Below are 15,843 nucleotides of genomic sequence, written 5' to 3'. Positions count from 1 at the left end.
GGCGGCCACGAGCCGCCCTTTTTCATGGAGAAGGCAATACAGTCACGCCGTTCCGAATGCGCTCGCGCCATGGTCGGCGCGCCCCACCAATTGCCTGAAGCCGGCGAAAAGCTCGCGGCCGAAACCAAATTCATTGCCGATCAGGTCGGCGTCCGCCGTCCGGCGCAGTGCAAAATCTCCGGCCGGCACCAGCACTTCCAGCGTCCCTGCTTCGGCGTCGAGCCTGACGATATCGCCGTCATGGATCCTGGCGATCGGCCCGTCCTCGACCGCCTCCGGTGTCACATGGATCGCCGCCGGCACCTTGCCGGAAGCGCCCGACATGCGCCCGTCGGTCACCAGCGCCACGCGCTGGCCGCGATCCTGTAGAATGCCGAGCACGGTGGTCAGCTTGTGCAGTTCAGGCATGCCGTTGGCTTTCGGACCCTGGAAGCGGATCACGGCGATGAAATCGCCGGTCAGCGTACCGGCCTTGAACGCCTCGTTCAGCCCTTGCTGGCTGTCGAAAACCTTGGCCGGCGCTTCGACGATGCGCCGCTCCGGCTTCACCGCCGAGGTCTTGATCACGGCGTGGCCGAGATTGCCCGAAAGCACTTTGAGCCCGCCTGTCGGCTGGAACGCCTTCTTGAACGGCGCCAGCACCTTCTCGTCGCCGCTTGTCCGTGGAGAGGCCTCGCGCACCACGCCGCCATCGGCCCCGAGCTTGGCCTCGACCGCGTAGGGACGCAACCCTTCACCCCACACTGTCTGCACGTCTTCATGCAGGATGCCTTCGTCGAGCAGTTCCCGGATCAGGAAGCCGAGCCCGCCGGCGGCGTGGAAATGGTTCACGTCGGCGAGACCGTTCGGATAGACCCGCGCCAGCAGTGGCACGGCCTCCGACAAGTCCGAAATATCCTGCCAGGTGATGGCAATGCCGGCCGCGGCGGCCATGGCAATGAGGTGGATGGTGTGGTTGGTCGAGCCGCCGGTGGCATGCAGGCCGACGATGCCGTTGACGATCGAGCGCTCGTCAATCATCCGGCCAGCCGGCGTGTAGGCGTTGCCGAGCGCGGTGATCGCCAGCGCGCGCTTCGTCGCCTCCCGGGTCAGCGCCTCGCGCAGCGGCGTGCCGGGGTTGACGAAGGAGGCGCCCGGCGTGTGCAGGCCCATGATCTCCATCAGCATCTGGTTGGAGTTTGCGGTGCCGTAGAAGGTGCAGGTTCCCGGTCCGTGATAGGATTTGGACTCGGCCTCGAGCAGTTCGGCCCGTCCCGCCTTGCCCTCGGCATAGAGCTGGCGGATCTTGGCCTTTTCGTCGTTGGGCAGGCCCGTTGTCATCGGCCCGGCCGGGATGAACACCGCCGGCAGATGGCCGAAGGTGAGCGCGGCGATCACCAGCCCGGGCACGATCTTGTCGCAGACTCCGAGATAGACGGCGGCGTCGAACATGTTGTGCGACAGACCGATCGCGGCGGCCATGGCGATCACATCGCGCGAAAACAGCGACAGCTCCATGCCCGGTTGGCCCTGGGTAACGCCGTCACACATCGCCGGCACGCCGCCTGCCACCTGCGCGATGCCGCCGGCTTCGCGCGCTGCGTCCTTGATCAGCGCGGGAAATGTCTCGAACGGCTGATGCGCCGACAGCATGTCGTTGTAGGAGGTGATGATGCCGAGGTTCGGCACCCGGTCGCCGCCGAGCGCCACCTTTTCCGACGGGCTGCAGACCGCAAAACCGTGGGCAAGATTGCCGCAGGACAGCACCGCCCGGTTGGCGGTGCGGTTCGACGCCTCGGCGATGCGGCCGAGATAGCGCTCGCGGCCTGGTTTGGAGCGCTGGCGGATCCGCTCGGTGATGGCTTCGATATCGCGTCTGGCGGTCATGTTACAGGTCCTTTCAGGCGAGGTCCCGGAAACCTTCCGGCTATCAGCCGGGACCATCAGCAAGTTGAAATCAGGGTGCCCAGAAGACCTCTACGGGCCTCTCGGCTGCGTCGAACACGGCGCGAATGGGCTTTCGCGTTCCCGGCCCCATCGCGTTCTCGAATGCGGTGCGCTTGTCCTCGCCTTCGATGTGCAGAGCGACGAAGCCGGCACTGACCAGCCGCGCCAGCGATAGCGTCAGGCGTGGCTCACCGGCGCTTGCCGCGTGAACCGGCAGCACGACCCTTGTCGAGGACGGATCGAGCAGTTTCTCCAGGTCGTCAGCGTCTGGAAAGAACGATGCGGTATGGCCATCGGTTCCCATGCCAAGCACGACGACATCGAGCGGCCAGTGCAGCGACCGCAACATCCTGCTGTCGGACGCCGCCGCATCCTCGATGCTGGTGGCGTCCTGGTAGAGCGGCACGAAACGCGCGGCCGCGGCCGCGTCCTGCAACAGATTGGCGGCAACCAGTCCGGCGTTGGAGCGCGGCGAGGTGGCCGGCACGCAACGTTCGTCGACCAGCGTCACCGTGACCTTGTTCCAGGCGATCGGGATGTTCGACAGCGCTGCGAAAAATTTCGCCGGTGTCGTACCGCCGGAAACGGCCAGAACGGCTGCGTCGCGCTCCTCGATCGCCTTTGTCAGGCGGCCGGCAACGTGACCGGCAAGTGCTGCCGCCAGGTCCTGGCGTGCGGCAAACGCATGCCAGTTGTAGGCGGCGTGGTTCAATTGCTCTCGTGCCATGTCCGCCCGTCGCGTTCGATCAGCGCAATGGAGGCCGAGGGGCCCCATGTGCCGGCGGTATACCCTTGCGCCTCCTGCCTCGCGCTTTCCCAGGCGTGCTGGATCGGATCGATCCATTTCCATGCCGCCTCGACTTCGTCGCGGCGCATGAACAGCGTTTGGTTGCCGCGGATCACATCCATGATCAACCGTTCATAGGCATCCGGCGCGCGGCCGTCGAAGGACTGCGCGAAGCTCATGTCGAGCGGGATCTGGCGCAGCCGCATGCCGCCTGGTCCTGGATCCTTGATCATAATGAACTGCTTGACGCCCTCGTCGGGCTGCAGCCGGATGACCAGCTGATTGGCGAAGATCGGCCCGGCGCTGTCGCCGAAGATCGAATGCGGGATCGGCCTGAACTCGATGACGATTTCCGAAACCCGGGTCGCCAGCCGCTTGCCGGTCCGCAGGTAGAACGGAACACCCGCCCAGCGCCAATTGCCGATCTCGGCCTTGATGGCGACGAAGGTCTCGGTGTTGCTGTCCTTGCCGAGTTCCTCGACATAGCCTTTCACCGGCCCGCCGGCGGAGGCGCCGGCGCGATACTGGCCGCGCACCGTATGCTTCGGCGCTTCGTTGCCGTTGATGCGCTTCAACGCCCGCAGCACCTTCAGCTTTTCGTCGCGCACCGCGTCGGCGTCCATCGACGACGGCGCCTCCATGGCGACGAGGCAGAGAAGCTGCAGCATATGGTTCTGCACCATGTCGCGCAGCGCGCCGGCCTTGTCGTAGTAGGTGACGCGATCTTCCAGGCCGACGGTCTCGGCCACGGTGATCTGCACATGGTCGACATTGGCGGAATTCCAGAGCGGCTCGTAGAGCGCATTGGCAAAGCGCAGCGCCATCAGGTTCTGCACCGTTTCCTTGCCGAGATAGTGATCGATGCGGAAAATCTGGCTTTCATGGAAATCGTCGCCAACCAGATCATTGAGCGCGCGCGCCGAGGCGAGGTCGCGCCCGATCGGCTTCTCCAGCACGATGCGCGAATTCGGTGTGATCAGCTTGTGCTCTTTGAGCTTGTGCGAAATATCGCCGAACAGTGCCGGTGCCACCGCCAGATAGAAGGCGCGGATGCGGTCGCTGTCGCCGATCGCCTTCTTCAGCTTGTCGAAGCCCGCGCCTGTGGTCGCGTCCGCGGAGACGTAGGAAAGGCGGGCAAGGAACGTCTTCAGTTCCTTGGTGTCGATATCGGCCGGTTTGACATGGTCGGAAATCGCCTGCCTGGCGAAAGCCTGGAATTCCTCGTCGGTCATTTTCGAACGCGACGTGCCGATGATCCGCGTCGGTTCGGAAAACTGATGGTCGCGCTGGCGATGGTAGAGCGACGGCAGGAGCTTGCGTTCCGACAGATCGCCGGTGCCGCCGAAAATGATGAAGTCGAAAGGATCGACGGGGATGATCTGGCTGGTCATGGTCTGTCCGCTCTGGCACCGGTCGCTGTGACGCGGCTGATATAATCTAATCGATTTAAATTTGCCAGTGCCATGGTGTCACATCTTGGTGTCGGAACCTGCCTCTTGACACTGGCACAACCCGGAGGCTTGTCGGCGGGCGATGGTTCCGGGAAGCCTTCGCAGCTGCAACATAGAGCGGGATCGGAGCGAAAGCCAAAGGAGAAATCGAGGATGGATGGAGATCTTTCGACGACCTTGGCCGAATACGGCGTCTTGATGCCCGCGGGAGCTCGGGGCCATGTCGCTGCCGGGACGATTGTCCTTAAGTCATGAGTGAGAAAAGCATGCGTCTGGAAAACAAGGTGGCCATCCTCACCGGCGCCGCGTCAGGTTTCGGCGAGGGCATGGCCAAGCGCTTTGCCGAGGAGGGCGCCAGGGTGGTCGTCGCCGACCTCAACGCCAAGGGCGCCGAACGTGTGGCCAACGAGATCGGCGAGGCGGCGATCTGGACCCAGACGGACGTCTCGTTGCGTTCCGAATTCGACGAGATGGTCTATGCCGCAAGAAGCGCCTTTGGCCGCATCGACATCATGGTCAACAATGCGGGCTACACCCATCGCAACGGCGACATGCTCGACATCGACGAGACGACGTTCGACCTGATCACTGCCGTCAACATGAAGGCGATCTACCACGCCGCACGCGCTGTGGTGCCGATCATGGACCGGCAAGGCGGCGGCGTCATCCTGACCACCGCTTCCACTGCCGGGCTCCGGCCACGGCCCGGCCTCACCTGGTACAACGCCTCGAAAGGCTGGGCAATCACGGCGACCAAGTCGATGGCGGTGGAGCTCGCGCCCAAGAACATCCGCGTCAACTGTCTCTGTCCGGTCGCCGGCGAGACCGGCATGTTGGAGAAATTCATGGGAGCCGATACACCCGAGATCCGCGAGAAATTCCGCGCATCGATCCCGCTTGGCCGGCTTTCGACCCCGCTCGATATCGCCAACGCCGCGCTCTGGCTTGCTTCGGACGAGGCCGCCTTCATCACCGGTGTAGCGTTGGAGGTCGATGGCGGGCGATGCATCTAGAGCATGATCGCTAACCTCCGGTTCGGAAAAGATCGTGCTGCTCTGACCCGGCCGGGCCACGCATGGCATGCCAGCGCAAACGGTCTTTTTGACCGGGCTCCGGAGCCCGGTGTGGCAGAACAGTTCTAGGCGCCGGTCTTGATGAAGCTCTTGTAGACCCAGCCGCGTTTGCCATTGTAGACGATCTGGCACCATTTCTTGCAGCTCATCACCTGCACCGACGTCTTGGCGGGCACAGTGACCATGGCGGTCGCATTCTTCTTCGGGCTGGCTCGCATGGTTACAGCCTTGAGGATGCGTCCGGTGCTGACCGCGCTCACTTTTTGGGGCTGCGCCTGGGCCTGACTGCCATCGCCCTCGGTCGCAGTCGACAGTTGCGGCTTCGGGGTGGGGATGGCGGCAGTTTGCGCGCCATCAGGATTGTCGTCCGTAGCCGCGTTTTTGGCAGCAGCGACTTTGGAAAGCAGTGTCGTGCCATCGGTCTGCGCTGCCGGTTCGGCGAACGCCGCGGACGGCGTCTCCTGAGTGACCTGGTCTGTCGCCTGATCGGATGACGTTGCTTCGGGGCTGGACGCGGTCTTCGAGTCCGGTGCGGTCCAGCGGGGATCGTTCGGCGCCAGCGCCGCTATCTCGGCTGCTTTGGCAGCCACCGTCGGGGAAACCGCGTCGCTCTTGCGCGCGGCTTGCGGCGCCGCCACAGCGGCAACCGTCGCGGCAGGAATAATTTTCGTCGTTTTCACCGGAATGGTCGGAACGGTCTGCTCGGGGCTTGCAATCGCTTGCCTGTCATTGGCCGGCAATGCCAGCCATAGCGCCACCGCCGCCACGCTGAGCAGCGCTGCGGTGCCGACCGCGGCGATCACCAGATGCGAGTTCGACCGGACTTCCTGCCAGAAAGAGGGCCGCATGTCGTAGCCGAACTGCATGGCAAAGCGCCGTCGTTCCGGCGCACCGAAACTGAAGGGCTCGTTCACTCTTGCCACCTCCATATGCGGGCCGACGTTCTTACGATCAGTGCCGGAAAGCCGGCATTCGATCGGCGTCAGTCCCAAAATTCGCGCGGGCATGCCCGCAGAAATCCCCGTCGACTCGCCCAGAACCGGCATCCTTCGCCGGAGATTGTGGCATCACTGCGCCCTAAGGCGAGGATTCTGCACACTTGTTTACGATTCAGCAATGTGTCGCCCGAGCAACGAATGTTTCAGGCGGTATCATTCGTTGCACTAGATCCGGTCCCGCAGGGCAAACCAGTTGAGCGCCAGGAAGAGCAATGGCGTGCGAAAACGCCGGCCGCCGGGAAAGGCCGGGATGTTCAGGTCCTCGATCAGCTTCAGCCGATCGCGGTTGCCGGCAACGGTCTCGGCATAGAGTTTGCCGAAGAAATTAGACAGCATGACGCCGTGACCGGAATAGCCGCCGGCCGAGATCACATTGGGCATCACCTCGCGCACGAACGGTTTTCGCGGCACCGTGATGCCGACATAACCGCCCCAGCCATGGGTGATCTCGACATCCCTGAGGTCCGGATAGAGCTCGGAAATCTGCCGGCGGATGTGGATGTGGATGTCCTTCGGATCGTTGACGCCATAGATCTCACGTCCGCCGAACAGCAGCCGTCCGTCTTTCGATTTGCGGAAATAGCGCACCACGAAGCGTGAATCGTCGACTGCTTCGCCGCCCGGCAGCACCCTGGAATCCGCGCCCAGCGGCACGGTCGCGCCGATGAAGGAGCCGATCGGCATGATATGCGCGGCGCTCACCGGCTCGAGCGTGCCGCCATAGGCATTGACGCCGATCAGGCATTTCTCGGCGGATATCGTGCCTCTCGGCGTCGTAACCCTGACCTTGCCGCCGCCGGAGGTGATGCCGGTCGATGGCGTCTGCTCGAACAGCTGCGCACCCGCCTGTGCTGCCACCTTTGCCGTTCCGATCACCAGCTTCAGCGGCTGGATGTGTCCGGTGCCGGTGTCGCGGGTGCCGCCGAAGTAATGCGTAGAGCCCAACCGCTCCGCCGTCTCGCTTGCGTCCATGAAGGCGATGTGCGGATAGCCGAAACGGTTGGCCATGATCTCGGCATGCGCCTTGTAGTCGTCGACATAGCGCTGCTTGTGCGCCACCGACATCTGGCCGGGCATGTAGTCGATCTCTATTTTGTTGACGGCGGCGAATTCGAGGAGATGCGCCTTTGCCTCTTCGGCCAGGTCGAACAGCGCCTTGGCGCGCGAGAAGCCGTATTCCGCTTCCAGTTCCTCGGCCCAGGCGCGCTGGCCGGTGCCTAGCTGGCCGCCATTGCGACCCGATGCGCCGTCGCCGAGGCGGTGCGCCTCGACGAGCACGACATTTGCGCCTGCCTTGGCGAGGTGAGCCGCCGCCGACAGGCCGGTGAAACCACCCCCGACGATGACGACGTCGCATGTCCGGTCGCCATCGAGAGCCGGATATTCGGGCCGGGGGCCGGCCGTGTCCTCATACCAGGAGCGGCCGGGGGAAATGGGGGATTGGTAGGGCATGATGCTCAGTAGGGGAGTAGGGGAGTAGGGGAGTAGGTACGCTAGTCGTCTGAGAGTTTCCGGATTAGAAGTCGAAGAAGCTTTCCCGCACTTTCGGCACTCGCCAGTAATGAAGCCGCCGTCGCTTTCGGTGCGATGCCGATACGCTCAGCGATCAGAAGCTGGGTTTCCAGTTCCTTCAGTGATCCTTGGGCTATACGGAGAAATTGCTGATAGGAACCTCGGATCTCTCTGCCATAGCCTTCCGCTATGTTCGACGGCACCGAACTTGCGGCACGCCGCACTTGGCTGGTCAGTCCATAAAGCTCCTCCTTGGGCCAGGATTTCGTCGCGCCGTAAACCGCCACCGCAAGATCCATTGCTTGCTGCCACACGATCAGGTCCTTGTAAGAACCCGTTTTTTCAGCCATTCGCCCTACTCCCCTACTCCCCTACACATTCAGCAGCAGATACTCCCGCTCCCACGGGCTGATCACTTCCATGAAGGTCTCGAACTACCGCGCGCTTGATCGCGGCGTAGGTCGCAGCAAACGACTTGCCCAGCAGCGCGCAGAGTTCCTCGTCAGCCTCGAACAGATCGACGGCTTCAAGCAGGCCACGCGGCAGATCGATCTCGTCCTCGTTGGCGGTGGTCAGCACCGGCGGTTCGGCCTTGATCTTGTTGGTCATGCCGATCAGCCCGCAGGCGAGCGATGCGGCCAGCGCCAGGTAGGGATTGGCGTCAGAGGAGGGGATGCGGTTTTCGACGCGCCGCGCCGCTGGATCGGAGCGCGGCACCCGGAAGGCCGTGGTACGGTTGTCGTAGCCCCATTTGTTGTTGACCGGCGCCGAGGCTGCCTGCGTCAGCCGGCGGTAGGAATTGACGTAGGGGGCGAACATCACCAGCGCGTTGGGCACATGCTTCTGCATGCCACCGATGAAATGGAAGAAGGCGTCGGTTTCCGAGCCGTCTTCGGCTGAAAAGACGTTCTTGCCGGTCTTCTTGTCGATGATCGACTGGTGGATATGCATCGCCGAACCGGGCTGCCCCTGGATCGGCTTGGCCATGAAGGTGGCGTAGATCTCGTGCTTCAGCGCCGCCTCGCGGATGGTGCGCTTGAACATGAACACCTGGTCGGCGAGTTCGACCGGATCGCCGTGGCGCAGATTGATCTCGAGCTGGCCGGCACCTTCCTCGTGGATCAGCGTGTCGATCTCCAGGCCCTGGCTCTCGGAGAAATGGTAGATGTCGTCGATCAGTTCGTCGAATTCGTTGACGCCGGCGATCGAATAGCCGGCGCCGCCGCCGATCGCCCGTCCCGAACGCCCGACCGGCGGCGTCAGAGGATAGTCCGGATCGGGGTTCTTGCGCACGAGGTAGAATTCGATCTCTGGCGCCACAACCGGCTTCAGCCCGCGCCTGTCATAAGCCGCGACCACGCGCTTGAGCACGTTGCGCGGCGTGAACTCCACCGAGCGGCCGTCCTGGTGGACGAGATCGCAGATGACCGCCGCCGTCGGGTCTTCTTCCCATGGCACCACGGTCAGTGTCGAAAGGTCCGGCATCAGCTTGAGGTCGCCGTCGTCTTCCGGGTAGTGGAAGCCATTGCCGTCCTCCGGATAGCCGCCGGAAATCGTCGTCATGAATACCGCCGAAGGCAGCGCCAGCGAGGTGTTCGAGGTGAACTTCTTCGACGGCATCATCTTGCCGCGCGCGACGCCCGCCTGGTCGGGCGTAATGCATTCGATGTCCTCGATGCCGCGCCATTCCAGCCAGGCGCTGACTTCCTTCCAGTTTTTCACGCCACGTTGATTTTTCACGAAAGCAGGCGTGCGGACGCGTCCTCCGCGGCTCGACGGACGGACTTCCTTTTTTGCAGGCGGCATCATTCACCAGATTGGGTTGCGGATTTTGGAGTATAGCCGTGCGCGGTGATGGAAGGGAAGGGGAGCCGGGTTGCGTTCGCTCCACAGTTGAAAATCGTTCCAGAAAGGCTCTAGTTTCGATCTCCCTTAAACTCAGTACCTCGGTTGAATACATCGAATGCAAGACAGCAGCAAATTGACGACGATCGGCTTCGATGCCGATGACACGCTGTGGCAGAACGAGCAGTTCTTCCGCATGACCGAGAAGCGCTTTGCCGCGCTGCTCGGCGAGCATGCCGAGGAGGCGCACATTTCGGCAAGATTGCTGGAGGCCGAGAAGCGCAACCTCGCAATCTATGGTTTCGGCATCAAGGGATTTACCCTGTCGATGATCGAGACGGCGATCGAGGTCACCGAAGGCCGCGTCCCGGCCTCGACCATCGCCGAGATCCTTGCCGCGGGCCGCGACATGCTTGGCCATCCGATCGAGGCGTTGCCTCATGCGCGCGAGACGGTGGAAAAACTCGCCGGCGCCTATCGCCTGCTACTGATCACCAAAGGCGACCTCTTCGACCAGGAACGCAAGCTGGCCGGGTCCGGCCTGGGCGATCTGTTCGATGCCGTCGAGATTGTCAGCGACAAGAGCGCCGCCACCTATAGCAGGATCTTCAGCCGCCACGGCGACGGCCCCGAGAAGGGCATGATGGTAGGCAACTCGCTCAAGTCCGACGTGGTGCCGGCCATCGAGGCCGGCAGTTGGGGCGTCCACGTGCCGCATGATCTGACCTGGGTGCTGGAACATGTCGAGCCGCCGCTCGACGCTCCACGTTTCCGCCAGATCTCCGACCTTGGGGAGTTGCCTGCGCTGATCGAAAGCATCGGCAAAATCGGTTGATGGCGCGTCTCGACGTTTCGGCCAACTCGAGCGGACTACGAACAGCTACGCCCCAGTCCGATCAGCCGATCGATCACCGGCTGTAGTCTTTCGGTGGTGATTGGTTTGGTGACCACCACATCGACCACGCTCGACAGGCCCAGGCTCTCCGCTGTGCCATTCTTGGTTGAAAGCAAGATCACCGAGGGAAGCGACTTGCCCGACATCCGCCGCAGCGCGTCGATGCCGGCCATCAGGGCGTCGCAGTCCTTGTTGTCGACGCCGCCATCGAGGACAACAGCCCCCGGAATCATAGACCGCAATGTCTTTGCCGCCATTTCAGGCGACTCTGAGATCGGCTTGAGCCCGGACTTTTCGACGATCTTCGACACCACAACCCGGTTGATCGGCGATTTTCCGACGACGAGCACATGGGAGAAATCCATGATCATCTCGGCGTTTGCGTTCCGGTCCCTCACATTCGGGTGTGTTACAGTCTCTGTCTGGCGATCTGCTGGACACATGGGCAGGGCTGGCCGCTCGTCTCGGGTTTCAATGCAGGGTTGAAATCTGAGAGCCAATTGGCGTGAGATCGCCACCTGTGTCAAGCAGAAATGGCAGTCTTCTAGAATATAGCGGCAAGCATTAAAATTTAAGGCAAGTTTTGTTCTTGGCAGTAGTGAATTGGTCGTGCAAAGGCAAAGTCACCCGCGCAAAAGCCGCGCGGGTGAACCCAAATTTTGCCATGCGCAAAGTGCCCAAAGAGCGCTCGGCGCCGTAGGGTGCGTTCAGCCGTGGCTCTGCTGGGTGACGATAACCGGGATCAGCAGGTCGCCCCAATTTCCGTCGCCGCCATGGTGGCGTGCCGAGCGCACGAGCTCCACCGAGACGCCCGCCTCGACCGCTTTCATTACCGACTGGTTCAGCCTGTGCAGATCGTTGGCCAGCATGCGGATGGTCGCCTGCTGATCGACGCTCATTGTGGTCGACTGCTCTTCGGCTCGTTCCTTGACGCGGCTTATCGAAGCCATTGGTCTTCTCCCTGTTCTATGCCCCTTGGGGCGTTTCCTCAGTCTGTGTATTCGTGTCGCTTCTATTCCGCTGCTGGCTTGAACTGGGCGTGCTCGGTCGATTCACACATGGCCGTGGTCGAAGACTGGCCGCCGGTGATCGCCATCGACACAGCATCGAAATAGCCGGTGCCAACCTCGCGCTGGTGCTTGGTCGCGGTGTAGCCGTTGGCTTCCGCCGCGAATTCGGCTTCCTGCAACTCGGAATAGGCCGTCATCTGCCGCTCCTTGTAGCCGCGTGCGAGTTCGAACATGCCGAAGTTGAGCTGGTGGAACCCGGCCAGCGTGATGAACTGGAACTTGTATCCCATGGCGCCAAGTTCCCTCTGGAACTTCGCGATCGTCGCGTCGTCAAGATTCTTCTTCCAGTTGAACGACGGCGAGCAATTATAGGCGAGAAGCTTGTCCGGGTGATGCCTGCGCACGCCCTCGGCGAACTTCCGGGCTTGTGCTAGATCGGGCTTCGAGGTCTCGCACCAGATCAGGTCGGCATAGGGTGCGTAGGCGGCCGCCCGCGCGATGCACGGCTCGATGCCGTTCCTGACCTGATAGAAGCCTTCCACCGTGCGGCCTGCGTCATAGTCGACGAAGGGCTGGTCGCGCTCGTCGATGTCTGAGGTCAGCAGCTTTGCCGCTTCCGCATCGGTGCGCGCGACGACCAGCGTCGGCGTGCCCATCACGTCTGCCGCCAGACGTGCGGCGTTGAGGTTGCGGATGTGTGCGGCGGTCGGGATCAGCACCTTGCCGCCAAGATGGCCGCACTTCTTTTCCGACGCTAGCTGGTCCTCGTAGTGGACGCCGGCCGCACCCGCCTCGATGAAGGCCTTCATGATCTCGAAAGCGTTGAGCGGTCCGCCGAAGCCGGCTTCCGCATCGGCAACGATCGGCGCGAACCAGGTGTCGACCGAAAGCCCGTTGCCTTCGGAGGTCTCGATCTGGTCGGCGCGCTGCAAGGTGCGGTTGATCCGCTTGACCAGTTCAGGCGCCGCGTTGGCGGGATAGAGCGACTGGTCCGGATACATGGCCGATGCGGTGTTGGCGTCGGCGGCGACCTGCCAGCCGGACAAATAGATCGCCTTCAGTCCGGCGCGGACCTGCTGCATGGCTTGGTTGCCCGACATGGCGCCGAGCGCGTTGACGAAATCCTCCTCGTGGATGAGCTTCCACAGCCGGTTCGCACCCATCTCGGCGAGACTCTGGCGGATCTGAACCGACCCCCGCAGCCGCTTCACGTCAGCCGGCGAGTAAGGCCGTTCGATGCCGTCGAAGCGACCTTCCGGTGCCGAGGGGACGAGGTTGTAAAAATCGGTCATTGGTCACTCCAGAATTTTCGATAGCCGTTTTCGAAGCGGCAGCTTCAAGGGAGGTTTTACACCGCTTGTGTGTGACATCATTTACATTGCGCCGCGAAGAGAGCGAGAGAAACCGCGAGATTTGCCGGAAAATAAGAGAAAACCTGTGTTGTGTTTGACCGTAAAGCCTTGTAAATTTGTCAAGGTTGTAAAAGACCGACATAGGGGTGTCGTTCCGGAATTGTGTAAATTCCTGTCAAGGATAGTCGATTGGCCGACCAGAAGATCTTCGCGGGGCCGCGCATCCGCCGCATCCGCAACGCCAAGGGCCTGACCCAGACGGCGATGGCCGAAGGGCTCGGCATCTCGCCGTCCTATCTCAACCTGATCGAGCGCAACCAGCGGCCGCTGACGGTCCAGCTGATCCTGAAACTGGCATCCGTCTACAAGATCGACCCGCACGAGTTGCAGGGCGAGGCGAGGGGGTCGATATCAGCCTTGAAGGAAGTGTTTGCCGACCCGCTGCTGATCGGCGAACTGCCGGGTGACCAGGAATTGATCGAGCTTGCCGAGGCGGCGCCCAACGCGTCCGCCGCGATGATAAAGCTGTTTCGCGCCTATCGCGAGCAGGCTGAACGCCTATCCGATCTCAACGAACTTCTGGCGCGCGAAGGCCGGGCCACCGCACTCTCCGGCGCGCGGCTGCCGATCGACGAGGTGCACGAGATTTTCGAGCGCCGGCCGAACCATTTTGCGGCACTCGAGGAGGAGGCCGAGGCGTTCACGTCGGTGCTCGATCCCGGCGACGATCTGTTCGCTGCCCTGAAGGGTTGGCTGAAGCGCGAATACGGTATCGTGGTCAAGGTGCTGCCGGTCGCCACCATGCCGAACTGGCGCCGCCGCTACGACCGCCACTCGCAGCGTCTGTTTCTGTCCGAGCGCCTGTCGCCATTCGACCAGTTGCGCGAAGTGGCGATGGAGGCTTGCCTGATCCGCATGACGGTCGCGGTGGCCGGCGAGATTCAGGCGCTGAAGCTGACCACGGACGAGGCGCGTCGGCTCGCCCGCTTCGAGCTCGGCCGCTATGCCGCCCACGCGCTGATGATGCCCTATCAATCCTTTCATGCGGCAGCACATCGCGCGCGCTATGACATCGACGTGCTGCGTTCGCGCTTCAACGTCTCCTTCGAGCAGGCGGCGAACCGTCTGACTATGCTGCAGCGGCCGGGCACGTCGGGCGTACCGTTCTTCATGCTGGAGGTCGACAATGCCGGCAATCGCTTTCGCAAGGCGGGCAGCCAGGGCTTTCCGCAAAGCCGCTTCGGCGGCGGCTGTCCGAAGCTGCCTGTCCACGCCGCCTTCACACAACCCGGTCAGATCTTTGTCGAGGCGGTGGAAATGCCCGATGGCGCCGAGTTCCTCTGCGTTGCCCGCACACTGGAAGGACCGCAAGGCTCGTTTTCGGAGCGTCCGCGCCGCACGGCGTTGCTGCTGGGCTGCGATATCGGCTTTCGTGACGAGATCGTCTATGGCGGGGCGCTGCCAGCGGTGGCTGCGGGTGCATCCGGGAAGGCCGGACAGGGCGCCGCCCCGGCCACGCCGATCGGCCCCGCCTGCCGGCTGTGCGAACGCATCGGTTGTCTCGCCCGCGCCGAGCCGCCGGTGACACGTCCGCTTGGCCTCGACGAGATGGTGACGGGCTTGAGCGCTTTCGATTTTCAGTAAGGTTGCGACAAGGCCCACCGCCTTTGCCACAACGGGTCGCCGTTGGCTGGATCACGCCCGGCCTTCGTCTTTGCGCTACGCCAAAGAGGCACGTTTCTGTCGTCCGTGGCGCATCGTGCCGCCCCAGAAATCGCCGACAGTCGCACCTATGACCGATACCGCATCACCAAGTGTCGTTTCGCCGCGAGAGGAGCGCATAGGCTTCCTGCTGATAATCCTGTCGGCGCTGATGTGGAGCTTCGGCGGCACCATCGCCCGTTTCATCGATACCGGGGACAGCTGGGCGGTCGTTTTCTGGCGCTCGGTCTGGGCCGCTGCCTTTCTGCTCTGCTTCATGGCCTGGCGCGATGGCTGGCGCGGCACGCTGCGATTGTTCCGCGACATGGGCCTGCCCGGCCTTGCCGTGGCCGTCTGCTTCGCCACGGCGTCGACGTCATTTGTCGTCGCACTCGCCTACACCACTGTCGCCAACATCCTTTTGATGCAGGCCGGCGTGCCGCTGCTGGCGGCATTGCTTGCCTGGGTGCTGTTTCGCGAGCGCGTAACCGTCGCGACCTGGGTGGCCATCGCCGCCGTCATCGCCGGCGTCGCCATCATGGTGTCGGAATCGCTCGACGGCGCCGTATCGCCGATCGGCGACGGCCTGGCGCTGTTGATTGCCGTCATGTTCTCGATCGCCACCGTCATCACCCGGCGCTTCGCCCATGTGCGCATGACGCCGGCGACCTGCCTCGGCACGATGCTGGCAGCGGCTTTCGCGGCGTCGCAAACCGCGCAGTTCGCCGTTTCCGGCCACGACATGGCTTTCCTGTTTGCCTTCGGCGTGATCAATCTCGGCCTTGGCCTTGCCTTCTTCGCCACCGGCGCCCGGCTGGTTCCGGCGGCAATCGCAGCGTTGCTCGGCACCTTCGAGCCGATCCTCGGCCCGATCTGGGTCTGGCTTGTCCATTCCGAGGTGCCTTCGATGCGCACCATCATCGGCGGCGCGGTCGTGGTCGCCGCGCTGCTGGTCCATATCGGGCTGGAGTTCAAGCGCCAGACGAGGCCGGCGCGGCCGGGCGTCACCGGCGTACCGTCCCCTAATTGATGCGGCGCACGCGTTTGCCATTGACAATGCTGCTGCCGCCCGGGCAGGCTGCGGCCACGGCAACAACAAGACAGGCGTATCTTGCCAAGTCTCCCCGCCGGTCCATTCGCGACCGGATCCCATCGTCGTATTCCTGCCCGTGTCATGGCGAAAGCCACTGACGGCGCTGGAACGCCACTCAGGCCACGACAAGGGCACAAGGCCCAATTCAGCCGCACATCAAACGCCTCCCAACGTGTCGGCAGTTCGCGCTTTGCGCTTCC

13 protein-coding genes and 1 pseudogene are annotated in these 15,843 nt (G+C 63.0%); 4 read left to right on the top strand and 10 right to left on the bottom strand.

Features of this window, described 5'->3' with window-relative positions; translation table 11 throughout:
- Positions 1-42 precede the first annotated feature (42 nt).
- The 3 genes from edd to zwf form a co-directional block, all read right to left on the bottom strand.
- Entirely contained in the window at positions 43-1,866 is a 1,824-nt protein-coding gene (edd, locus tag LHFGNBLO_RS33255) for a phosphogluconate dehydratase (RefSeq protein WP_258604381.1), read from the bottom strand.
- A 70-nt stretch (positions 1,867-1,936) separates the two neighbouring features.
- Positions 1,937-2,653, bottom strand: coding sequence for a 6-phosphogluconolactonase (pgl, locus tag LHFGNBLO_RS33250; RefSeq protein ID WP_258604376.1), 717 nt, complete (start codon positions 2,651-2,653; stop codon positions 1,937-1,939).
- Positions 2,635-4,104 carry a glucose-6-phosphate dehydrogenase gene (gene zwf, locus LHFGNBLO_RS33245; protein WP_258604375.1) on the bottom strand — a complete coding sequence of 490 codons (1,470 nt, stop codon included), beginning with the start codon at positions 4,102-4,104 and terminating at the stop codon, positions 2,635-2,637. Before zwf ends, pgl begins: the two co-directional genes overlap by 19 nt.
- A 326-nt stretch (positions 4,105-4,430) precedes the next feature.
- Here zwf and LHFGNBLO_RS33240 point away from each other — a divergent pair, with 326 nt between their 5' ends.
- Complete coding sequence (locus LHFGNBLO_RS33240) at positions 4,431-5,177, top strand: SDR family oxidoreductase (protein WP_258604374.1); 747 nt, start codon at positions 4,431-4,433, stop codon at positions 5,175-5,177.
- Positions 5,178-5,302: 125 nt separating this feature from the next.
- Here the strand turns inward: LHFGNBLO_RS33240 and LHFGNBLO_RS33235 are convergent, their stop codons facing one another.
- From LHFGNBLO_RS33235 to LHFGNBLO_RS33220, 4 genes and pseudogenes are all read right to left on the bottom strand, one after another.
- Entirely contained in the window at positions 5,303-6,151 is an 849-nt protein-coding gene (locus LHFGNBLO_RS33235; RefSeq protein ID WP_258610024.1) for an SH3 domain-containing protein, read from the bottom strand.
- Positions 6,152-6,400: 249 nt separating this feature from the next.
- Entirely contained in the window at positions 6,401-7,687 is a 1,287-nt protein-coding gene (locus LHFGNBLO_RS33230; protein ID WP_258604372.1) for an NAD(P)/FAD-dependent oxidoreductase, read from the bottom strand.
- 41 nt (positions 7,688-7,728) lie between these two features.
- A complete protein-coding gene (locus LHFGNBLO_RS33225) occupies positions 7,729-8,097 on the bottom strand; it encodes a four helix bundle protein (protein ID WP_258604370.1) in 369 nt (122 codons plus the stop codon).
- A 21-nt stretch (positions 8,098-8,118) separates the two neighbouring features.
- Positions 8,119-9,556 (bottom strand): annotated as a pseudogene (locus tag LHFGNBLO_RS33220) (glutamine synthetase family protein).
- 154 nt (positions 9,557-9,710) lie between these two features.
- On the opposite strand from LHFGNBLO_RS33220, the gene LHFGNBLO_RS33215 reads away from it, so the two are divergent.
- Positions 9,711-10,427 (top strand): HAD family hydrolase, encoded by a 717-nt coding sequence (locus tag LHFGNBLO_RS33215; RefSeq protein WP_258604369.1) that lies wholly within the window; start codon positions 9,711-9,713, stop codon positions 10,425-10,427.
- A gap of 35 nt (positions 10,428-10,462) precedes the next feature.
- Here the strand turns inward: LHFGNBLO_RS33215 and LHFGNBLO_RS33210 are convergent, their stop codons facing one another.
- The 3 genes from LHFGNBLO_RS33210 to aceA form a co-directional block, all read right to left on the bottom strand.
- Positions 10,463-10,858, bottom strand: a complete 396-nt coding sequence (locus LHFGNBLO_RS33210) for a response regulator (protein WP_258604368.1) — start codon at positions 10,856-10,858, stop codon at positions 10,463-10,465.
- Positions 10,859-11,194: 336 nt separating this feature from the next.
- The gene (locus tag LHFGNBLO_RS33205; RefSeq protein WP_006202762.1) at positions 11,195-11,437 is read right to left on the bottom strand and encodes a hypothetical protein; all 243 of its coding nucleotides are present in this window, start codon (positions 11,435-11,437) and stop codon (positions 11,195-11,197) included.
- 62 nt (positions 11,438-11,499) lie between these two features.
- A complete protein-coding gene (gene aceA, locus LHFGNBLO_RS33200; RefSeq protein ID WP_258604367.1) occupies positions 11,500-12,789 on the bottom strand; it encodes an isocitrate lyase in 1,290 nt (429 codons plus the stop codon).
- A 249-nt stretch (positions 12,790-13,038) separates the two neighbouring features.
- Here aceA and LHFGNBLO_RS33195 point away from each other — a divergent pair, with 249 nt between their 5' ends.
- A complete protein-coding gene (locus LHFGNBLO_RS33195) occupies positions 13,039-14,493 on the top strand; it encodes a helix-turn-helix domain-containing protein (protein ID WP_258604366.1) in 1,455 nt (484 codons plus the stop codon).
- Between the two features lie 148 nt (positions 14,494-14,641).
- Positions 14,642-15,580 carry a DMT family transporter gene (locus tag LHFGNBLO_RS33190; RefSeq protein WP_258604365.1) on the top strand — a complete coding sequence of 313 codons (939 nt, stop codon included), beginning with the start codon at positions 14,642-14,644 and terminating at the stop codon, positions 15,578-15,580.
- Positions 15,581-15,843 lie beyond the last annotated feature (263 nt).

The organism is Mesorhizobium sp. AR10 (assembly GCF_024746795.1).
Classification (GTDB): Bacteria; Pseudomonadota; Alphaproteobacteria; order Rhizobiales; family Rhizobiaceae; genus Mesorhizobium.
The sequence above is the reverse complement of the archived record's forward strand: the minus strand, read 5'-3'. Positions and strand labels throughout refer to the sequence as shown.